Source organism: Flagellimonas eckloniae, from assembly GCF_001413955.1.
Taxonomy (GTDB): Bacteria; Bacteroidota; Bacteroidia; order Flavobacteriales; family Flavobacteriaceae; genus Flagellimonas; species Flagellimonas eckloniae.
Genome location: NZ_LCTZ01000002.1, coordinates 1,618,244 through 1,639,038 on the forward strand (window position 1 = coordinate 1,618,244; position 20,795 = coordinate 1,639,038).

General features: G+C 38.1%; 19 protein-coding genes and 5 tRNA genes. 2 read left to right on the plus strand and 22 right to left on the minus strand.

Going from position 1 to position 20,795, the window contains the following annotated elements; genetic code table 11:
- Positions 1-338 precede the first annotated feature (338 nt).
- Both AAY42_RS06875 and AAY42_RS06880 read left to right on the plus strand, forming a co-directional pair.
- The gene (locus tag AAY42_RS06875; protein WP_055393608.1) at positions 339-1,928 is read left to right on the plus strand and encodes a peptide chain release factor 3; all 1,590 of its coding nucleotides are present in this window, start codon (positions 339-341) and stop codon (positions 1,926-1,928) included.
- Positions 1,929-2,033: 105 nt separating this feature from the next.
- Entirely contained in the window at positions 2,034-2,471 is a 438-nt protein-coding gene (locus AAY42_RS06880) for a hypothetical protein (RefSeq protein WP_055393610.1), read from the plus strand.
- A gap of 62 nt (positions 2,472-2,533) precedes the next feature.
- Here AAY42_RS06880 and AAY42_RS06885 read toward each other — a convergent pair whose 3' ends face one another.
- The 22 genes from AAY42_RS06885 to AAY42_RS06990 all read right to left on the minus strand — a co-directional run bounded on the left by AAY42_RS06885 (position 2,534) and on the right by AAY42_RS06990 (position 20,795).
- Complete coding sequence (locus tag AAY42_RS06885) at positions 2,534-2,896, minus strand: hypothetical protein (RefSeq protein ID WP_055393611.1); 363 nt, start codon at positions 2,894-2,896, stop codon at positions 2,534-2,536.
- 49 nt (positions 2,897-2,945) lie between these two features.
- Positions 2,946-3,221 carry a hypothetical protein gene (locus AAY42_RS06890; RefSeq protein ID WP_055393613.1) on the minus strand — a complete coding sequence of 92 codons (276 nt, stop codon included), beginning with the start codon at positions 3,219-3,221 and terminating at the stop codon, positions 2,946-2,948.
- 142 nt (positions 3,222-3,363) lie between these two features.
- A complete protein-coding gene (locus tag AAY42_RS06895; RefSeq protein WP_055393615.1) occupies positions 3,364-4,134 on the minus strand; it encodes an SDR family NAD(P)-dependent oxidoreductase in 771 nt (256 codons plus the stop codon).
- A gap of 206 nt (positions 4,135-4,340) precedes the next feature.
- Complete coding sequence (locus tag AAY42_RS06900; protein WP_055393617.1) at positions 4,341-4,652, minus strand: DUF3467 domain-containing protein; 312 nt, start codon at positions 4,650-4,652, stop codon at positions 4,341-4,343.
- A gap of 47 nt (positions 4,653-4,699) precedes the next feature.
- Entirely contained in the window at positions 4,700-8,998 is a 4,299-nt protein-coding gene (gene rpoC / locus AAY42_RS06905; protein WP_055393620.1) for a DNA-directed RNA polymerase subunit beta', read from the minus strand.
- Between the two features lie 57 nt (positions 8,999-9,055).
- Positions 9,056-12,865 (minus strand): DNA-directed RNA polymerase subunit beta, encoded by a 3,810-nt coding sequence (gene rpoB, locus AAY42_RS06910; protein WP_055393622.1) that lies wholly within the window; start codon positions 12,863-12,865, stop codon positions 9,056-9,058.
- A 127-nt stretch (positions 12,866-12,992) separates the two neighbouring features.
- On the minus strand, positions 12,993-13,376 hold the full coding sequence (rplL, locus tag AAY42_RS06915) for a 50S ribosomal protein L7/L12 (RefSeq protein WP_055393624.1): 384 nt from the start codon (positions 13,374-13,376) through the stop codon (positions 12,993-12,995).
- 53 nt (positions 13,377-13,429) lie between these two features.
- Positions 13,430-13,945, minus strand: coding sequence for a 50S ribosomal protein L10 (gene rplJ, locus AAY42_RS06920; protein WP_055393626.1), 516 nt, complete (start codon positions 13,943-13,945; stop codon positions 13,430-13,432).
- 22 nt (positions 13,946-13,967) lie between these two features.
- Positions 13,968-14,660: a 50S ribosomal protein L1 gene (gene rplA, locus AAY42_RS06925; RefSeq protein ID WP_055393628.1), complete on the minus strand. Its 693-nt coding sequence runs from the start codon at positions 14,658-14,660 to the stop codon at positions 13,968-13,970.
- Between the two features lie 19 nt (positions 14,661-14,679).
- Positions 14,680-15,117 carry a 50S ribosomal protein L11 gene (gene rplK / locus AAY42_RS06930; protein WP_055393631.1) on the minus strand — a complete coding sequence of 146 codons (438 nt, stop codon included), beginning with the start codon at positions 15,115-15,117 and terminating at the stop codon, positions 14,680-14,682.
- A 66-nt stretch (positions 15,118-15,183) separates the two neighbouring features.
- Complete coding sequence (gene nusG / locus AAY42_RS06935) at positions 15,184-15,735, minus strand: transcription termination/antitermination protein NusG (protein WP_055393634.1); 552 nt, start codon at positions 15,733-15,735, stop codon at positions 15,184-15,186.
- 6 nt (positions 15,736-15,741) lie between these two features.
- Positions 15,742-15,930 (minus strand): preprotein translocase subunit SecE, encoded by a 189-nt coding sequence (gene secE / locus AAY42_RS06940; protein WP_055393636.1) that lies wholly within the window; start codon positions 15,928-15,930, stop codon positions 15,742-15,744.
- Between the two features lie 21 nt (positions 15,931-15,951).
- Positions 15,952-16,024 (minus strand) — tRNA-Trp (locus tag AAY42_RS06945).
- A 122-nt stretch (positions 16,025-16,146) separates the two neighbouring features.
- Positions 16,147-17,334, minus strand: a complete 1,188-nt coding sequence (tuf, locus tag AAY42_RS06950) for an elongation factor Tu (RefSeq protein WP_055393638.1) — start codon at positions 17,332-17,334, stop codon at positions 16,147-16,149.
- 47 nt (positions 17,335-17,381) lie between these two features.
- A tRNA-Thr gene (locus tag AAY42_RS06955) sits at positions 17,382-17,453 on the minus strand.
- A 78-nt stretch (positions 17,454-17,531) separates the two neighbouring features.
- Positions 17,532-17,604: transfer RNA gene (locus tag AAY42_RS06960), tRNA-Gly, on the minus strand.
- Between the two features lie 82 nt (positions 17,605-17,686).
- A tRNA-Tyr gene (locus AAY42_RS06965) sits at positions 17,687-17,768 on the minus strand.
- Positions 17,769-17,790: 22 nt separating this feature from the next.
- A tRNA-Thr gene (locus AAY42_RS06970) sits at positions 17,791-17,864 on the minus strand.
- A 101-nt stretch (positions 17,865-17,965) separates the two neighbouring features.
- The gene (gene hpf / locus AAY42_RS06975; protein ID WP_055393640.1) at positions 17,966-18,268 is read right to left on the minus strand and encodes a ribosome hibernation-promoting factor, HPF/YfiA family; all 303 of its coding nucleotides are present in this window, start codon (positions 18,266-18,268) and stop codon (positions 17,966-17,968) included.
- 58 nt (positions 18,269-18,326) lie between these two features.
- On the minus strand, positions 18,327-19,217 hold the full coding sequence (locus tag AAY42_RS06980; protein ID WP_055393642.1) for a tyrosine-type recombinase/integrase: 891 nt from the start codon (positions 19,215-19,217) through the stop codon (positions 18,327-18,329).
- A 97-nt stretch (positions 19,218-19,314) separates the two neighbouring features.
- Positions 19,315-19,509 (minus strand): 30S ribosomal protein S21, encoded by a 195-nt coding sequence (rpsU, locus tag AAY42_RS06985; protein WP_055393644.1) that lies wholly within the window; start codon positions 19,507-19,509, stop codon positions 19,315-19,317.
- A gap of 116 nt (positions 19,510-19,625) precedes the next feature.
- A complete protein-coding gene (locus AAY42_RS06990; RefSeq protein WP_055393646.1) occupies positions 19,626-20,795 on the minus strand; it encodes an acyl-CoA dehydrogenase family protein in 1,170 nt (389 codons plus the stop codon).

A 20,795-nucleotide genomic window follows, 5' to 3' on the forward strand; every position in this document is an offset into this window, starting at 1 on the left:
GCTTTTCTTATTTAATATTAGTGGTTATTTGTGTTCTCTACGCTCCAAATAATCTCAAGCGCATAATTAATGCATTTAAGACTTCTCACCTATTTTAATCGATAAAAAGCGTATTCTTCATTATAATTTACCACCTATAATAATACGTTAGAGTTTGGAAAAAAGATTACCGTATGGTAAAAAAACAAAATCTAAAGCAGGCGAAAATTACTTTACTTTTTTATTTTTTAGGGTGATTATCCTACTTTTTTTCCATTAATTCTATCAACAATTACTTATGATGTTATAAATCAATTGGAAAAGGGATAATTACCCTATTTTTGCCCAAATTTTTGCAGATGGATTTTGAAAATGAGATAGCAAGACGTAGGACTTTTGGGATTATTTCCCACCCTGATGCGGGAAAAACCACTTTAACGGAAAAACTGTTGCTTTTCGGCGGTGCAATACAAGAAGCTGGAGCCGTAAAGAACAATAAAATCAAAAAAACCGCTACCAGTGATTTTATGGAAATTGAACGCCAGAGGGGAATCTCGGTGGCTACATCTGTGTTGGCATTTATTTATAATGACAAGAAAATAAATATTCTGGACACCCCTGGGCATAAAGATTTTGCTGAAGATACTTTTAGAACCTTAACAGCAGTTGACAGCGTTATTGTGGTTATTGATGTTGCAAAAGGTGTGGAAGAGCAGACAGAGAAATTGGTTGAAGTCTGTAGAATGCGAAATATCCCCATGATAGTCTTTATAAACAAACTGGACCGGGAAGGTAAAGACGCCTTCGATCTTCTGGATGAAGTTGAACAAAAACTTGGTCTGTCCGTGACTCCTCTCAGTTTTCCCATTGGGATGGGCTATGACTTTAAGGGAATCTATAATATTTATGAAAAAAACATCAATCTCTTTAGCGGTAATAGCAAGCAAAATATTGAAGAAACCATAGCATTTACCGATATTGAAAATCCTGAACTTGACAACATAATCGGAGAATCTGCTGCCCAAGAACTTAGAGATAACTTAGAATTGGTAAATGGGGTTTATCCTGAATTTGACAAAGATTCCTACTTAAAAGGAGAACAGCAACCTGTGTTTTTTGGTTCTGCTTTAAATAATTTTGGTGTTCGGGAACTGTTAGATTGTTTTGTTGATATTGCACCAACTCCAAGACCTAAAAATGCGGAGGAAAGAATGGTAGATGCCAATGAACCGGATTTTTCCGGTTTTGTATTTAAAATTCATGCCAATATGGACCCAAAACACCGAGATCGATTGGCTTTCATCAAAATTGTCTCAGGTACTTTTGAACGAAACAAACCTTATTTGCATGTAAGGCACGATAAAAAACTGAAATTTTCAAGTCCCAATGCTTTTTTCGCGGAAAAGAAAGAAATTGTGGATATCTCATACCCTGGTGACATTGTTGGTTTGCATGACACTGGTAATTTTAAAATTGGAGATACTTTAACAAGCGGTGAAAAGCTAAACTATAAGGGTATTCCAAGTTTTTCTCCGGAACACTTTAGATACATCAACAATGCGGATCCAATGAAAGCTAAACAACTCTTTAAGGGAATTGACCAATTGATGGACGAAGGTGTTGCCCAACTATTTACATTGGAACTGAACGGCCGTAAAGTAATTGGTACTGTTGGGGCGCTGCAATATGAAGTTATTCAGTACCGATTGGAACATGAATATGGAGCCAAGTGTACGTATGAAAATTTTCCAGTACATAAGGCTTGTTGGGTTGAAGCTGAAGATGCTTCCAATAATGAATTCAAAGAATTCAAGCGAGTGAAACAAAAGTTTTTGGCAACTGATAAACAAGGGCAACTTGTCTTCTTGGCCGATTCACAATTTTCCCTACAGATGACGCAACAAAAGTATCCCACAGTGAAGCTGCATTTTACTTCAGAATTCGACTAATTACTTAACAGTTAAAAGGTTGTGGGTTTGCATCCAACTTTATCCGTTTGTATATTCTTACTTTTTTTGTACTTTATTGGCGTATAACCAATAAATACCTTTTTTATGACAACCGATTCTTTAAACAAACCACCGGTTTGGTTCTGGGTGGTAAGCGTTATTGCTTTACTATGGAACCTAATGGGAGTAAGCGCTTATTTGGCTGATGCCTTCACCAGTATAGAACAATTGGAACAAATGAGCCAAGAAATGAGAGAACTTTATGAAGGCAGACCAGCTTGGGCAACCGCAGCATTTGCAATAGCAGTTTTTACAGGTACCATTGGATCAATTGCATTGTTACTTCGTAAGAAATGGGCTAGACCCTTATTGCTTGTGTCTGTTTTGGGTGCTATTCTCATAAATATTCATACCATTTTTTTGAGCAATGCCTTGGAAGTCATGGGCACTAATTCTGTGATTATGCCCATTATAGTTATTGTTTTTGGCATCTATCTTGTTTTCTTTGCCAAAAAAGGTGTTCAAAAGGGGTGGCTAAGCTAAATAATTACAGTTTTTGAATCTGAGTGTATTATACTCAGGTTTTACTTGGTATCTAACCAAAATTAAAATCTGTCTGAATCTGGCCAATATTGACCTTCAGACTTAATTTTATATTTCTTTAAAAAAGAGCGAATATCTTTATCAGGGTCCGTATCACCATAAGAAAACTTTTGGGCCAAAAGTTTTACGATTTTTCCTTTTCGCTCTTTTTCAGGTATATTGTTTTGATACTTTTTAAGGAATATTCTTTTTAGAAAATTCTTAGGTTCTAGTATTGTTAGTAAACTGTCTTCGCTACTGACTGAAATATATAATAAATGTTCACCACCAGAGCTATTATTTCTGATACACACCTTACCATTATAAATAAATACTTCCGTACTATTTGTTAGTCCTTTCTGATATAAAACATAATGATTTTCCATTTTTAGTATTCTTTTACAGATCTGTTATCTAAACCTCTAATTAATTTGCCTATTTACTGGCGCTTATAAATCTATTAATCACAAGAGCAAAAATAAAACCTATAACTGCATGTGCTATGGGAAAAACAAATAAAAGCATTAACCTCCCTAAACCATATTCATCATGCCCAATAAACTCCAATTTTCCATAAAGTGTATTAATTGTGTAAATCAATACTATTAAAAAATTAGTAATTAAATAAAGCCAAAAATGTCTCCAACTTTTAACCAAAAAAATACTTAAAATCCAGAGAGCAAGAGCAATAATTGGTAATATAAGTATCATTTTAGGATTGGGAATTTATGTCTAATAAATCCCTTTTTAAATTTTGTTTTGCCTCAATCATCTGTTGCCCGCTTTGTTTGTATTGTTTCAACTACTAATTACATGAAATTTTGTATTCAATCAGATACAACTTATAAAGAAACTACATATTATAGACTCCCCCATTGATATCAAGCGTAGCGCCAGTGATGAACCCATCGTATTCAGAGGCCAGATATAAAACCGCTCGTGCTACGTCATCTGCATTACCAGCTCTTTGGATTGGAATACCAGCGGTTGTTGCAGCAGCCGATTCCTTTGTTGTATGTGTATTATGAAACGAAGTTCCAAGAATAAGACCTGGGGCAACGGCGTTGACTCGTATCCCTTGAGGTCCCAATTCAGCGGAGAGTGCCCTCGTTAAGGTTAGTATAGCTCCCTTACTGGTAGAATACGCGAGAGAACCCGGGTGACCTCCTTTACGCCCGGCAAGTGATGCCAAATTAACAATACTACTGTTGTCATTTTTTGCTAGATGAGGCGATGCTGCCCTTGTCACAAACATCATAGAGGTAAGGTTAATATCCATTACCTTTTGCCAGAACTCTGCCTCCATTTCGCTCAGCAACTTACGTGCAACAAGAGAACCTGCGTTGTTGATTAGTATATCCAAACCACCAAGCGCTTCCACAGTTTTTTCGACTATTGCATAGGCGTCCGCTTCTTTTGTTAAGTCACCACTTACGGTAGTTGCTTTTTGTCCTTTACTAGTTGCATAATCCATCAATTGATTTGCGGTATCGGCACTAGAAAAATAGTGAATGCCCACATAGGCTCCGCTATCAATAAAATGCCTGGTGATTGATTCCCCTATTCCTTGGGCACCCGCTGTGATGAGAATTTTTTTCCCTTTTAGTTTGTTATTGTCTTTCATGTAAATCCTATTTCAAAAGGTTGATACTAGTAGTGAAAATATTAGTTGTGATTTTAGACGATATACTTTTATTTTTCAAATATAATAAGGTAAAATGGGCATTTTCAAATGTCCCTCCTGAAATCTGCATTTGCGATTATCTTCCAGTTGGTTCACAAATGGAGATGAAATAAAAAAACCGACACTCATTGTCGGTTTTTTATTTGTTATGCTTCTCCTGTAGGTCCAAAATTTAAAGGGATTGGAGGTTGCTCGTAATCCTTAATAGTACCATGTGCTTTCTCAAATCGTGTAACATTATCATTCAATGCCTTTAAAAACTTCTTGGCATGCTGAGGCGTTAGGACTATTCTACTCTTCACTTTTGCCTTAGGAGCTCCAGGCATCATGCTTATAAAATCAACCACAAATTCGGATACCGAATGATTGATAATCGCTAAGTTGGAATAAATTCCCTCAGCGGTTTTTTCATCCAATTCTATATTTATTTGCTTTTGGTTCTTATCTTTTTCAGCCATACTATTATTATAAAAAGAAAACCCTGACTATTGCCAGGGTTTATATATTAGAATTTAAATTCCTCTTTTCGAGCCATAATTTCATCGTACTCTTCTTTTGAGCCAACAATGATACTATTGTAATCTCTCATACCTGTACCGGCAGGAATCTTATGTCCAACAATAACATTTTCCTTTAATCCTTCCAAGGTATCTACTTTACCGCTTACCGCAGCTTCGTTCAATACTTTGGTAGTCTCCTGGAACGATGCAGCTGAGATAAATGATTTGGTCTGCAACGAGGCACGTGTAATACCTTGTAAGATTGGAGTAGCTGTAGCAGCTACAGCATCTCTTGCAGTTACAAGGGCCTTATCAGCTCTTCGAAGAACAGAGTTTTCATCTCTTAATGCACGGGCAGAAATAATCTGTCCAGCCTTAAGGTTCTCAGAATCTCCAGCTTCTTCAACAACCTTCTGTCCAAAGATTTCATCATTCTCACGGATAAAGTCGTCTTTATGTACCAATTGATTCTCCAAGAATGTTGTATCCCCAGAATCTTCTATTCGTACTTTACGCATCATCTGTCTTACCACAACCTCAAAGTGTTTGTCATTAATCTTCACACCTTGCAATCGGTAAACTTCTTGTACTTCGTTCACCAAATACTGTTGTACTGCTGATGGTCCTTTAATCGCCAAGATATCTTCCGGAGTAATAGATCCATCCGACAATGGCATACCAGCACGAACATAATCGTTCTCCTGCACCAAAATCTGATTTGAAAGTTTAACCAAGTATTTCTTGATCTCTCCCAATTTAGATTCGATAATAATCTCGCGGTTACCACGCTTGATCTTACCAAATGAAACTACACCATCAATTTCAGAAACAACAGCTGGGTTAGATGGGTTACGCGCTTCGAAAAGCTCAGTAACTCTTGGAAGACCACCAGTAATATCCCCTGCTTTAGCAGATTTACGTGGAATCTTGACCAAGATCTTACCTTCCTTGATTTTATCACCATCGTCCACCATAATATGTGAACCAACTGGTAAGTTGTACGAACGTAAAGTCTCTCCCTTACCATCTTTGATTAAAAGGGTAGGAATCAGTTTCTTATTTCTAGATTCAGAAATTACTTTTTCCTGGAAACCTGTTTGTTCATCTATCTCAACTTGATACGTAATTCCTTGCTCAATATTTTCATATGCAATCTGTCCAGGGAATTCAGAAACAATTACTCCATTATAAGGATCCCACTGACAAATAACAGTTCCTTTCTTGATTTTATCTCCGTTCTTAACGAACAATTGCGAACCGTAAGGAATATTATTTGTACTTAAGGTAATACCTGTGGTAGCATCAACAACCTTAATTTCAGAAGTTCTTGAGATAACAATATTGGCTTTTTCACCATCACTATTTTCTCCAACAACTGTTCTTAGGTCTTCAATTTCCGCAATACCATCAAACTTAACCTCTAACTTGTTGTCCTCAGAAATGTTTCCTGCAATACCTCCCACGTGGAATGTACGCAATGTTAACTGTGTACCAGGTTCACCGATAGATTGTGCAGCAACAACACCAACAGCTTCACCTCGTTGTACCATTTTATTGGTTGCAAGGTTCCTACCGTAACATTTACCGCAAATTCCTTTGGGTGCTTCACAAGTCAATGCAGAACGCACTTCAATACTTTCAATTGGAGCTACTTCCACCTTTTTTACATCGGCTTCGGTAATTACTTGACCAGCAGTTAACAACAACTCTTCATCCAATGGATTGTATACATCATGTAGAGATACTCTTCCAAGAATACGTTCTCCAAGAGTTTCAACTATTTCTTCGTTCTTCTTTAAGGCTTTTACCTCAATTCCTCTTAATGTACCACAATCTTCAATATTGATGATTACATCTTGTGAAACATCCACCAAACGTCTTGTTAAGTATCCAGCATCTGCCGTTTTCAAAGCGGTATCTGCAAGACCTTTACGTGCACCGTGCGTAGAAATAAAGTATTCCAAAATGGATAATCCTTCCTTAAAGTTGGAAAGAATCGGGTTTTCAATAATCTCTCCACCACCTGCTGTTGATTTTTTAGGCTTAGCCATCAAACCACGCATACCGGTCAACTGACGAATCTGCTCTTTAGAACCCCTTGCACCAGAATCCAACATCATATATACTGAATTGAACCCTTGTTGGTCTTCTCGAATTCGCTTCATGGCCAATTCCGTCAACATTGCATTTGTTGATGTCCAAACATCAATAACTTGGTTATACCTTTCATTATTGGTGATAAGACCCATGTTATAGTTGGCCATAATACCATCAACTTGCCCATTGGCTTCATTAATCATCTCATGCTTCTCTGGTGGAATGATAATATCACCTAAACTGAAGGACAATCCTCCTTTAAAGGCAAAGTCATACCCCATGGATTTTATCTTATCCAAGAAGGCCGCTGTGGCTGGTACATCTGTAACAGCAAGAATATCTCCAATGATATTTCTTAGCGACTTTTTGTTCAATACTTCATTAATGAATCCTGCTTGCTCAGGCACAACGCTGTTAAACAATACACGACCAACTGTTGTGGCAATAATTTGATTAACAAGCTCTCCCTCTTCATTGAAATCTTTGGCTCTTACCTTGATTCCAGCATTCAAATCAACCTTTCCTTCGTTAAAGGCTATTTCCACTTCTTCAGCAGAGTAGAATGTCAAACCTTCACCTTGAATAGGCACTTCTTTGGTCGATTTTCTTTCTTTGGTCATATAATACAGACCCAAGACCATATCCTGGGAAGGAACGGTAATTGGAGAACCATTTGCAGGATTCAGGATATTTTGGGATGCCAACATTAATAATTGAGCCTCCAAAATAGCCTCTGGGCCCAATGGCAAGTGAACTGCCATCTGATCACCATCAAAATCCGCATTAAATGCCGTACATGCCAATGGATGCAAACGAATCGCCTTACCTTCAATAAGTTTTGGCTGGAACGCCTGTATACCCAATCTGTGCAATGTAGGGGCACGGTTCAATAATACTGGATGTCCTTTAAGGACATTTTCAAGGATATCCCAAACTACAGGTTCCTTTTTATCTATAATTTTCTTGGCTGACTTTACAGTTTTTACAATACCTCTTTCTATCAATTTTCTGATAACAAAAGGTTTGTACAATTCTGCTGCCATATCTTTTGGAAGACCGCATTCGTAAAGGTTCATCTCTGGACCAACGACGATTACCGAACGAGCTGAATAATCAACACGTTTACCCAAAAGGTTTTGACGGAAACGACCTTGCTTACCTTTCAATGAATCTGAAAGGGATTTCAATGGTCTGTTTGATTCTGTTTTGACCGCTGAAGCTTTTCTTGTATTATCGAAAAGAGAATCTACTGCTTCTTGAAGCATACGTTTCTCATTTCTCAAGATTACTTCTGGAGCTTTTATTTCCATCAATCGCTTTAAACGATTGTTACGGATAATAACTCTTCGGTATAAATCATTTAAATCTGAAGTGGCAAAACGACCCCCATCCAATGGAACCAATGGACGTAATTCTGGCGGAATAACAGGAACCACCTTCATGATCATCCACTCAGGTCTGTTTTCCCTATTTTCTTGAGATTCACGCAAAGCTTCAACAACTTGAAGTCTTTTTAAGGCCTCTGTCTTACGTTGTTTAGAAGTTTCCGTATTGGCTTTGTGCCTCAATTGATAGGAAAGTTCTTCCAAATCAATTCTCGACAACAAGTCAATTAAACATTCAGCACCCATCTTAGCTACAAACTTATTAGGGTCTGTATCTTCCAAATATTGGTTTTCTGCTGGAATGGATTCCAAAATGTTCAAATACTCTTCCTCGGTCAAGAAATCCATTTTATTGATTTCCTCACCTTCTGGACCTTTTGCAATACCTGGTTGAATTACAACATATCTTTCGTAATAGATAATCATATCCAACTTCTTGGAAGGTAATCCCAACAAGTATCCTATTTTGTTTGGAAGTGAACGGAAATACCAGATATGTGCTACGGGAACCACCAAATTAATGTGCCCAACACGGTCTCTACGCACCTTTTTCTCCGTTACTTCAACACCACAACGGTCACAAACAATACCGCGGTAACGGATACGCTTGTACTTTCCACAGGCACATTCATAATCCTTTACAGGACCAAAAATACGCTCACAGAACAATCCATCACGCTCAGGTTTGTGCGTTCTATAGTTAATAGTTTCAGGTTTTAAAACCTCTCCACGGGATTCACCCAAGATAGACTCCGGTGAAGCCAATCCTATGGAAATTTTATCAAACCTTTTTGGTGCGTTATTATCTTTTATTCTAGCCATAATACTATGGAGATGATATAATTAAAAAAACTTTTTTTCAATAGTGTTAACTATGTACTACTCTTCCAATCTAATATCCAAACCTAATCCCTTAAGTTCGTGCATCAATACATTGAAAGATTCTGGCAATCCAGGTTCTGGCATGGTTTCGCCTTTTACTATGGATTCATAGGTCTTGGCCCTTCCGATAACATCATCCGACTTAACGGTCAATATTTCCCGAAGTGTAGCTGAAGCTCCATAAGCCTCAAGTGCCCAAACCTCCATCTCACCAAAACGCTGACCACCAAACTGGGCTTTACCACCCAATGGTTGTTGTGTGATCAATGAGTATGGCCCAATAGATCTAGCGTGCATTTTATCATCTACCATGTGTCCTAATTTCAACATGTAGATAACACCAACGGTTGCTGCTTGATCAAAGCGTTTTCCTGTTCCTCCATCATATAGATACGTGTGTCCAAATCTTGGTACTCCAGCTTCATCTGTAAGTGCATTGATTTGGTCAAGAGTAGCTCCATCAAAAATTGGGGTTCCGTATTTTCTGCCCAGTTTAAGACCTGCCCAACCAAGAACAGTTTCATAAATTTGACCAATATTCATACGTGATGGTACCCCTAATGGATTCAATACGATATCCACCGGTGTTCCATCTTCCAAGAATGGCATGTCTTCTTGACGAACGATACGGGCAACAATACCTTTGTTACCGTGACGTCCTGCCATTTTATCACCAACTTTAAGCTTACGCTTTTTGGCAATATAGACCTTGGCCAACTTCATGATACCTGCTGGTAACTCATCCCCAACAGAGATAGTAAATTTGTCCCTTCTAAGATTTCCTTGAATGTCATTCAATTTAATCTTGTAGTTGTGCAACAAATCAGCTACATGTGCATTGGTTGTATTATCCGTAGTCCAGCTTCCGCCTACCAAGTGGGCAAAATCATCAACGGAATTCAACATTTTGATGGTGTATTTCTTTCCTTTTGGAAGTACTTCTTCACCTAAATCATTGATAACACCTTGTGAAGTTTTGCCATTGATCAATCCAAAGAGTTTTTCAATAAGAACATCTTTCAATTGTTCAAACTTAACTTCATAATCCATCTCTAATCTAGTGATGGCCTCTTTATCTTCAGAACGTTTTCTTTTATCCTTAATGGAACGAGAGAACAACTTCTTATCAATAACAACACCTCTTAATGATGGTGATGCTTTAAGCGATGCATCTTTTACGTCTCCAGCTTTATCACCAAAAATAGCACGTAACAGTTTTTCTTCCGGTGTAGGGTCAGATTCACCTTTTGGTGTAATCTTACCAATTAAAATATCACCAGGCTTCACTTCGGCACCAATCCGTATCATACCATGTTCATCCAAATCTTTGGTAGCTTCTTCTGAAACGTTAGGGATGTCGTTGGTCAATTCTTCAGCACCTAATTTGGTATCTCTAACTTCCAATGAATATTCATCAATGTGAATGGAAGTAAAGATATCTTCGCGAACCACTTTTTCTGAGATTACAATTGCATCCTCAAAGTTGTATCCTTTCCATGGCATAAATGCCACTTTTAAGTTTCTACCAAGTGCCAATTCACCTTTCTCTGTGGCATATCCTTCACAAAGTACTTCTCCCCTTTTAACCTTATCGCCTTTTTTAACGATTGGTTTTAGGTTGATGCTTGTACCTTGGTTTGTCTTTCTGAACTTAACGAGGTTATACGTTTTAGAATCTTCTTCAAAGCTTACCAATCGCTCCTCTTCAGTTCTTGTATACTTTATGGTTATTTTCTGAGCATCCACATATTCTATAACTCCATCTCCTTCCGCATTGATCAATACTCTAGAATCTTTGGCCACCTGTCTTTCCAAACCTGTTCCAACAATTGGAGACTGTGGTTTTAATAACGGAACTGCCTGACGCATCATGTTTGACCCCATCAATGCCCTGTTCGCATCATCATGTTCCAAGAAAGGAATCAAAGATGCCGAAATTGAAGCAATTTGATTTGGAGCAACATCCGTATAGTTTACCTCAGATGGGTCTACTACTGGGAAATCTCCTTCTTCCCTAGCAATTACTTTATCATCTTGAATTTTCCCTTTGTCATCCATTGGGATGTTTGCCTGGGAAATTTTCATTCCTTCTTCTTCCTCTGCGCTCAAGTACCTAAACTCCTTGGTATCAACAACACCATTTTCAACCTTTCGGTAAGGCGTTTCCAAGAAGCCCATTGGGTTTACTTTTGCAAATACTGAAAGTGACGATATCAAACCAATATTTGGTCCTTCTGGCGTTTCAATAGGGCATAATCTTCCATAGTGCGTGTAGTGAACGTCACGTACTTCAAATCCTGCTCTTTCTCTTGATAAACCTCCTGGCCCTAATGCTGATAATCTTCTTTTGTGTGTAATCTCTGCCAATGGATTGGTTTGATCCATAAACTGAGACAGCTGGTTTGTTCCAAAGAACGAGTTGATAACGGAAGACAATGTCTTGGCATTAATCAAATCGATTGGTGTAAACACCTCATTATCCCGAACGTTCATACGTTCACGAATGGTACGTGCCATACGTGCCAAACCAACACCAAACTGAGATGATAACTGCTCACCTACTGTTCTTACACGACGGTTGGACAAGTGATCAATATCATCAATCTCTGCTTTTGAGTTAATCAACTCAATCAAATATTTGATAATAGTGATGATATCTTCCTTGGTCAAGACTTGCTTGTCCATTCCAATATCCAACTGTAATTTTTTGTTCATTCTGTAACGACCAACTTCACCTAAGTTGTAACGTTGATCCGAGAAGAACAATTTATCTATAATACCACGAGCTGTCTCCTCATCTGGTGGTTCGGCATTACGTAATTGTCTATAGATATGTTCTACCGCTTCTTTTTCTGAGTTGGTAGGATCTTTTTGCAATGTATTGTGGATTATAGCATAATCCGATTGCGCATTATTTTCTTTGTGAAGCAAAATGGTCTTCACATCGGCATCAATAATTTCGTCAATATGCTCTTTTTCAAGAACGGTATCACGATCCAATATGATTTCATTTCGCTCAATGGAAACTACCTCTCCAGTATCTTCATCAACAAAATCCTCATGCCAAGTGTTCAATACCCTTGCAGCCAATTTTCGACCCAATACTTTTTTAAGTCCGGCTTTGGATACTTTTACTTCTTCTGAAAGATCAAAGATTTCCAATATATCCTTATCTCTTTCAAAACCGATTGCACGGAAAAGCGTGGTAACCGGTAATTTTTTCTTTCTATCAATATATGCGTACATGACGCCATTGATATCTGTGGCGAATTCAATCCAAGAACCTTTAAAAGGTATTACCCTTGCTGAATACAGTTTTGTTCCGTTTGCATGAAAAGATTGTCCAAAGAAAACCCCTGGAGATCTGTGCAACTGTGAAACCACAACTCTTTCGGCGCCATTGATAACAAAGGTCCCGCTAGGAGTCATATAAGGAATGGTACCTAAGTATACATCTTGTACTATGGTCTCAAAGTCTTCATGCTCTGGATCTGTGCAAAATAATTTCAATCTAGCCTTTAAAGGTACACTATAGGTAAGCCCCCGTTCTATACATTCTTGTATGGAATAACGCGGTGGATCTATAAAGTAATCCAAAAACTCAAGTACAAACTGGTTTCTGGTGTCTGTAATTGGAAAATTTTCCATGAAGGTATTGTAGAGACCTTCATTTCCTCTTTCATCAGATTTCGTTTCAAGTTGAAAAAAGTCTTGAAAAGATTTAATCTGAATGTCCAAGAAATCCGGATATTCCGGTATGTTCTTAGCGGATGCAAAATTTACTCTTTCAGTATTGTTTGTGAACATCTATGGACAAATTTTGATAGTGAATTCTCAAATGGGTAACGTGTGCCATCACACGCTGCTATAAAAACAGGCTAAGGTCTAACCGTTTTACGGAAAGACCTTAACCAAATTTGTATGGTAAAAGCTACTATTTAAGCTCAACTTCTGCTCCTGCTTCTTCCAATGATTTCTTGATACCTTCTGCCTCATCCTTGGCAACACCTTCCTTAACAGCTTTTGGTGCGCTGTCAACGATGTCTTTGGCATCTTTTAATCCAAGACCAGTTAATTCCTTAACTAGTTTTACTACTGCCAATTTAGAACCACCGGCAGCTGTAAGGATTACATCAAATTCTGACTTTTCCTCAGCAGCTTCAGCGTCACCACCACCAGCGGCACCGCCACCAGCAACAGCTACTGCAGCAGCAGCAGGCTCAATACCGTATTCTTCTTTTAAAATGTCGGCCAACTCATTTACCTCTTTTACTGTAAGGTTTACCAACTGTTCTGCAAAATCTTTTAAATCTGCCATTTTTCTATCGTTTAATCAAATTTTTAAAATATACTTAGTTTATTGTGCGCGAATTATTTTTCAGATAATGTTTTAAGAATACCGGCCAATTTACCGCCACCAGATTTAAGTCCAGAAATAACATTCTTGGCTGGTGATTGTAACAATCCGATAATATCCCCAATAACCTCTTCTTTGGACTTGATGTTAACAAGTGAGTCAAGGTTTTCATCACCTACATAGACAGCCTCTTCTATAAAAGCTCCTTTAAGTAATGGTTTATCTGATTTTTTTCTGAAATTTTTGATAAGTTTTGCCGGAGCATTCCCGGTTTCGGACAACATCAAAGATGTATTTCCTTTTAAAACATCAGGAAGTTCCCCGAACTCCTTATCTGAAGCTTCCATTGCTTTTGCAAGCAATGTATTCTTCACAACTGCAAGTTTAATATTAGCCTTAAAACATGCCCTTCTTAAATTTGAAGTGGCAACGGCATCCAATCCTGAAATATCCGCTAAATAAATATTAGCGCTATCAGCCAACTGTGCAGTCAAATCTTCTATTACTGTTGCTTTTTCTTCTCTTGTCATAGTTAAAATATTGAACTACCAGTTACGAAACTGCTTTTGGATCTAATTGAACACTAGGACTCATTGTACTTGACAAATAGATACTCTTCATATAAATACCCTTTGCAGCTGCTGGTTTAAGCTTTACCAAAGTATCTAAAAGTTCTTTGGCATTCTCAGCAATTTTATCTGCCGAAAAAGATGTTTTAGCTACCGCAGCATGTACAATTCCAGTCTTATCAACTTTAAAATCAATTTTACCGGCCTTAACTTCTGAAACTGCTTTTGCAACATCCATTGTTACTGTACCCGTTTTTGGATTGGGCATTAAACCTCTAGGTCCTAAAACTCTACCGAGTGGACCAAGTTTACCCATAACGCTTGGCATGGTGATGATAACATCAACATCTGTCCAACCTCCTTTTATTTTATCCAAATATTCATCTAACCCTACAAAATCAGCACCAGCCTCTTTAGCTTCTGCTTCTTTATCTGGGGTCACCAATGCTAAAACTTTTACGTCTTTACCTGTTCCATGTGGAAGGGTAACAACACCACGTACCATTTGATTTGCTTTCCTTGGATCCACACCCAAACGAACCGCTAAATCAATGGAAGCGTCAAACTTTACATTGGTTATTTCTTTTACTAAAGCAGATGCTTCATCCAAAGAGTATAGTTTGTTCCTATCTATTTTGGAATTAGCTTCTTTTTGCTTTTTAGTCAATCTTGCCATTATAAATTGCTTTAAGATTTTAAAAAGGTCTTTTTCCAGATACTTTGAGTCCCATAGATCTTGCCGTACCTGCAACCATACTCATTGCAGATTCTACGGTAAAAGCATTCAAATCGACCATTTTGTCTTCAGCGATTTGCTTTACTTGATCCCAGGAAACATTACCTGATTTAACCCTGTTAGGTTCGCCAGATCCTTTTTTAATCTTTGCTGCTTCCAACAATTGAACTGCCGCCGGTGGTGTCTTTACAACAAACTCGAAAGATTTGTCTTTGTAAACGGTGATAACAACAGGTAATACTTTACCTGGTTTGTCCTGTGTACGCGCATTAAACTGCTTACAGAACTCCATGATGTTAACACCAGCAGCACCTAAGGCGGGTCCAACCGGTGGCGACGGATTCGCAGCACCTCCCCTGACTTGTAATTTAACTACCTTATCTACTTCTTTTGCCATTGATTTTAATTAAAATGAAAGTGTGTTAATTGGAAGCAACACAACTTTATATATGTAACAGCTCTATTATACTTTTTCTACTTGCATATAACTCAATTCCAACGGTGTCTTTCTTCCGAAAATTTTCACCATGACCTCAAGCTTACGCTTTTCTTCATTGATTTTTTCAACAGTTCCATTGAAACCATTAAATGGGCCATCAATAACCTTAATTGTTTCACCAAGTACAAAAGGAATCGCAATATTGTCAGTGTTAACAGCAAGTTCATCCACTTTACCTAGCATACGGTTGACTTCTGATTTCCTTAAAGGAACAGGGTCACCGCCCTTGGTTTCACCCAAGAAGCCAATTACATTTGTTATGGAGCGTATGATATGTATCATTTCTCCTCCCAAATTGGCCTTTATCATTATATATCCGGGAAAGTAAACCTTTTCTTTATTGATTTTCTTTCCGTTCCGAATCTGTACTACTTTTTCTGTTGGAACAAGCACATCTTCCAGATAATCTGCAAAACCGTTACGTTCAACTTCGCTTTCAATGTATCCTTTGATTTTATTCTCTTGGCCACTGACCGCTCTTACCACATACCATTTTTTATCCAGAACCTCAGACATACCCAACTATCCTATTACGTTATCAAAATACAATCGAATCAACTTACTGAAAAGTGAATCCACTCCCCATGTAGCCAATGCAAACAAAATTGAAAAAACTGCCACCACTACCATTAGATTGGAAGCTTTCTCCCTATCTAACCAGGTAACATTGTTCTTTAACTCCTCGAATGATTCCTTTATGTAAGTGAACATATTCTATTTTGTATTTTCCAGCACGGGCGGAGAGGCTCGAACTCCCGACACCTGGTTTTGGAGACCAGTGCTCTACCAACTGAGCTACGCCCGTAAATTATGGCGTCTTACTATCTCAACTTTCAGAGATGAACTACACCCGCTTCTATTTACGTCGAAAGGTATCCGTCATTTGACGGACACCCCTTTAACGTAAACTATGATTATATAATAATTTTAATCTAAAATCTTAGTAACCTGACCAGCACCTACTGTTCTACCACCTTCACGGATAGCAAAACGTAGACCTACACTTAGTGCAATTGGCTGAATCAACTCTACTGTAATAGTTAAGTTATCTCCAGGCATAACCATTTCAACTCCACTTGGAAGAGCAATGTTACCTGTTACATCTGTAGTTCTAACATAGAACTGTGGACGGTAGTTATTATGGAAAGGAGTGTGACGACCACCTTCTTCTTTCTTAAGGATATAAACCTCAGCTTCAAACTTAGCATGTGGCTTAACAGAACCTGGCTTACAGATTACCATTCCACGGCTAATTTGAGATTTTTCAATACCTCTCAACAAGATACCTACGTTATCTCCAGCTTCACCTCTATCCAATATTTTACGGAACATTTCAACACCAGTAATAGTAGAAGCTAATTTCTCAGCACCCATACCAATGATATCAACAGCATCACCAGTATTGGCGATACCAGTTTCAATACGCCCAGTAGCAACAGTACCACGACCAGTAATCGTAAATACATCTTCAACAGGCATCAAGAAATCCTTATCAACATCTCTTTTAGGAAGCTCGATCCACTCATCAACAGCTGTCATTAATTCCATAACGGTATCAACCCATTTTTGCTCACCATTAAGTGCTCCAAGGGCAGAACCAGAAATCACAGGTCCATTGTCACCGTCGTACTCATAGAAAGAAAGTAATTCTCTTACTTCCATTTCAACAAGCTCCAAAAGCTCTTCATCATCAACCATGTCAACTTTGTTCAAGAAAACAACGATTCTTGGAATACCAACCTGACGTCCTAATAGGATGTGCTCACGTGTTTGTGGCATAGGCCCATCAGTTGCAGCAACAACCAATATAGCACCGTCCATTTGAGCAGCACCAGTAACCATGTTCTTTACGTAATCCGCGTGACCTGGACAGTCAACGTGCGCATAGTGACGGTTTGCTGTTTGATACTCAACGTGAGATGTGTTAATTGTAATACCCCTTTCTTTTTCTTCGGGAGCATTATCAATAGAATCAAAGCTTCTAAGCTCTGACAAGCCCGCATTTGCCAATACAGTAGTAATAGCAGCGGTCAACGTTGTTTTACCGTGATCCACGTGTCCAATAGTACCAATATTTAAGTGCGGTTTGGAACGATCAAAAGTTTCCTTTGCCATTTTAAATAATTTTAATCTTAGTTTATATTAGTGTACAAATCGTTTTGAGCCAATGACGAGATTTGAACTCGTGACCTCTTCCTTACCAAGGAAACGCTCTACCCCTGAGCTACACCGGCGTAAAGTGTTGAATCAACTACTTTAAAATAGTTCTCCCATAATTGGAAGAGATTCCTGTTTTCACAGGATGACTTTAGAGCGGGAGACCGGGTTCGAACCGGCGACATTCAGCTTGGAAGGCTGACGCTCTACCAACTGAGCTACTCCCGCATTTTTTTGAGTCTTACCCCAAATACTTTCAACATTTCAAAAAAACCTAATCCTACAACTACTTTTAAAAAAGTAGCTTTAGTGGGGAGAGCAGGATTCGAACCTGCGAAGACATAGTCAGCAGATTTACAGTCTGCCCTCGTTGGCCGCTTGAGTATCTCCCCGCCTTATTTTCAGTAACTTACGAGCCGATGGAGGGACTCGAACCCACGACCTGCTGATTACAAATCAGCTGCTCTAGCCAGCTGAGCTACATCGGCATTTTACTGCCTTTTCAACATAAAAAAAGCCCGCTATTTCTAACGGACTGCAAATGTATATATTTATTTATTTAATCAAAATAATTTTGCAAAAATTTTAATCAAGCTTTTGCCCTTAATTTTTCTTTCTTTTTTACTAATTTTCTTTCTAAAGAACTACATGCAGAATCAACTGCTTCTTCAAAAGATTTACATTGCTTTTTTACAATGAGCTGATCTCTGGGCACCAATAGTTTAATCTCAACTATCTTATTTTCTTTCGCACTGGTATTTTCAACTTTTAAATAGACATCTGAACTTATCACCTTATCATAGAACAATTCCAATTTATCCATTCGTCTTTGGATAAACTCCATGAGTTTTCCATCAGCTACAAAATTTACCGACTGCGCATTTACTTTCATAAGATTTAGTTTTTAATGCTACCCCTTGGCAGCTAGGTTAAACAATACAAGAAATTCGTTATTCCTTGTTCCTGGGGTGGGCCTTTTGATGTACTTTCTTAAGCTCGGCTATACTATTGTGCGTGTACACTTGAGTTGATGCCAAACTTGAATGACCCAATAATTCCTTAACAGAATTTAAATCCGCCCCCCTGTTGAGCAGATGTGTTGCAAAGGTATGCCGCAATATATGTGGACTCTTTTTTACCTTGGGGGACACCAAACTAAAGTACTTATTTATGGTGCGATATACAAGCGTTTCATAAACTTTAAGACCTCCCATGGTCAAAAATAGGTACGAGGAATCTATGATTTTTTCCTGTCTGGACCGAAGCTTCAGATATTCTTGTAGTAGCGATGTAGTTGAGGGTATGAGTGGAAGAATCCGTTCCTTATTTCTTTTTCCCAATACTTTTAGTGTACTTCTTCCGCTATCAAAATCATTTAATTCTAAATTGACCAATTCAGCTCTTCGCATCCCTGTAGTATACAGCAATTCTATAATGAGCCTATCTCTCACTCCTTCAAAATCATCATTAAATGGAATTTCTGATATGATTTTCTGCATTTCCATTTCCGAAAATGGCACCTCTATTTTCTTACTGGTCTTTAGGGCTTTATGCTTGGACAATGGCGAAGCACTGATTTGACCTATCTTTTGTAGAAATTTATAATAGGCCCTTAAGGAAGATATTTTTCTATTGATTGTCCTGTTTGATACTTTTTTATTGACCAAACATACTATCCAACTTCGCACCAGTGTATACTCTACCTGATCAATAGATGGTTCATTATAATCGCTAAGACAAAAATTGGAAAACTCAATAATATCCTTTTCATACGCATTCATTGTATGCTGCGAATAATTTTTCTCCAACCTTAAATAGGAAATGAAAGCAGTTACGGACATTATTCAAAGTTACCGAAATCTATAATACGGAATCATAAACAAAAAAATCCCGTTCCAAATAAATTTGGAACGGGATTATAATATCATGGTAAGAACCTTAAATTTCTTCTTGGTCTCTTAGTCCTTGTATATATTCAGCTTTTTGAATTTCAGCTCTTCGTTTTACGGAAGGTTTGGTAAACTGCTGTCTTTTTCTTAACTGACGCATAGTGCCTGTCTTATCAAACTTACGCTTGAAACGCTTTAAAGCTCTATCGATGTTTTCTCCTTCTTTTACTGGTATTATTAACATTGGCTACAACCTCCTTTCTTTAAATGATATCCCGTACTGAACGGGGCTGCAAATATACAAATGTATTCTGTGCAGAAAAGATTTATTTTAAAATATTTTCTGCACTTTTCAATTCCCTACTTACTAGGGGGTCTGTAATCTTTTTTATCAATTACTATTTTGGCTATGATTTCCTTTAAGATTTCAGAAGTCCCACCTCCTATTGGACCAAGCCTACTATCCCGAAACATACGGGCCATTGGGTAATCTTCCATATAACCATAACCTCCTAAAAATTGAAGACAGTTATAAATAACTTCATCGGCCATCTTGGTCGACTTCAGTTTTGAAATAGTAGCTTCTCGAACCACATACTCTCCCCTTTCCATTTTAGATACCACCGCATAGTTATATTGTTTGCACAAATCCATATCGGCGTGCAAGTCTACAAAACGATGGCGTAAGGCTTGATATTGATCTATGGACTTGCCAAAAGCTGCTCTCTCCGACATATATTGAATTGCATAATCCAAAGCCCATTCTGCCCTTGCATGGGCATTAATACCCATGACCAAACGTTCCAATGCGAAAGCTTCCATAATAAAAGTAAATCCTTTTCCTTCTTCACCCATCAAGTTTGAAGCGGGAACCTCAACATTGTCAAACGCCAATTCTGCGGTATCCGAAGCCCGCCAACCCAATTTATTTAGTTTATTAGCAGAAACACCAGAACTTTCCAAGTCTACAATGAATAGACTTATACCCTTGTTTCCAACAGTTGGGTCAGTTTTGGCAGCTAAAATGATATAGTCTCCATAGACCCCATTTGTTATAAAGGTTTTGGAACCATTAATTATGTACGAATCGCCTTTTCGAGTTGCCGTGGTTCTCATACCTGCAACATCACTTCCGCCAAAAGGCTCAGTAACGCCCAAACACCCTATTTTATCACCGAGTACGCTAGGAATTAGATATGCCTTCTTTTGAGCCTCATTGCCATTCTTATTTAAATGGGTCATTGCCAAATACACATGCGCCCAAATAGCAGCAGCAAAACCACCTGAATTTATCTTTTGTAATTCTTCAAGTAAAATTACCGTATAAAAAAGATCAAGTCCCAGGCCTTCCTCTGTTTCTGGCGTTGCCAGTCCAAAGTAGCCCATGTCTCCAAATCTTTTCCAAATAAATCGATCTATAGTACCGGTTTCTTCCCATTTTTCTATGTGTGGGACCACTTCTTTTTGTAAAAATTCTTTTAGGCTATGCCTAAAAAGTTGATGTTCTTCAGTGAAGTACATACTGTTCAT

Bases quoted from the DNA above. Each gene is read 5' to 3' on its own strand.
- AAY42_RS06885 (WP_055393611.1), bottom strand. From the start codon at position 2,896: ATGGAAAATCATTATGTTTTATATCAGAAAGGACTAACAAATAGTACG.
- rplA (WP_055393628.1), bottom strand. From the start codon at position 14,660: ATGGCAAGATTGACTAAAAAGCAAAAAGAAGCTAATTCCAAAATAGAT.
- rpoC (WP_055393620.1), bottom strand. From the start codon at position 8,998: ATGGCTAGAATAAAAGATAATAACGCACCAAAAAGGTTTGATAAAATT.
- rplK (WP_055393631.1), bottom strand. From the start codon at position 15,117: ATGGCAAAAGAAGTAGATAAGGTAGTTAAATTACAAGTCAGGGGAGGT.
- AAY42_RS06875 (WP_055393608.1), top strand. From the start codon at position 339: ATGGATTTTGAAAATGAGATAGCAAGACGTAGGACTTTTGGGATTATT.
- AAY42_RS06895 (WP_055393615.1), bottom strand. From the start codon at position 4,134: ATGAAAGACAATAACAAACTAAAAGGGAAAAAAATTCTCATCACAGCG.
- rplJ (WP_055393626.1), bottom strand. From the start codon at position 13,945: ATGACAAGAGAAGAAAAAGCAACAGTAATAGAAGATTTGACTGCACAG.
- AAY42_RS06980 (WP_055393642.1), bottom strand. From the start codon at position 19,217: ATGTCCGTAACTGCTTTCATTTCCTATTTAAGGTTGGAGAAAAATTAT.
- AAY42_RS06890 (WP_055393613.1), bottom strand. From the start codon at position 3,221: ATGATACTTATATTACCAATTATTGCTCTTGCTCTCTGGATTTTAAGT.
- rpoB (WP_055393622.1), bottom strand. From the start codon at position 12,865: ATGTTCACAAACAATACTGAAAGAGTAAATTTTGCATCCGCTAAGAAC.
- secE (WP_055393636.1), bottom strand. From the start codon at position 15,930: ATGTTCACTTACATAAAGGAATCATTCGAGGAGTTAAAGAACAATGTT.
- rpsU (WP_055393644.1), bottom strand. From the start codon at position 19,509: ATGTTAATAATACCAGTAAAAGAAGGAGAAAACATCGATAGAGCTTTA.
- tuf (WP_055393638.1), bottom strand. From the start codon at position 17,334: ATGGCAAAGGAAACTTTTGATCGTTCCAAACCGCACTTAAATATTGGT.
- rplL (WP_055393624.1), bottom strand. From the start codon at position 13,376: ATGGCAGATTTAAAAGATTTTGCAGAACAGTTGGTAAACCTTACAGTA.
- hpf (WP_055393640.1), bottom strand. From the start codon at position 18,268: ATGAAAGTAAATGCGCAGTCGGTAAATTTTGTAGCTGATGGAAAACTC.
- AAY42_RS06990 (WP_055393646.1), bottom strand. From the start codon at position 20,795: ATGAACAGTATGTACTTCACTGAAGAACATCAACTTTTTAGGCATAGC.
- AAY42_RS06880 (WP_055393610.1), top strand. From the start codon at position 2,034: ATGACAACCGATTCTTTAAACAAACCACCGGTTTGGTTCTGGGTGGTA.
- AAY42_RS06900 (WP_055393617.1), bottom strand. From the start codon at position 4,652: ATGGCTGAAAAAGATAAGAACCAAAAGCAAATAAATATAGAATTGGAT.
- nusG (WP_055393634.1), bottom strand. From the start codon at position 15,735: ATGTCTGAGGTTCTGGATAAAAAATGGTATGTGGTAAGAGCGGTCAGT.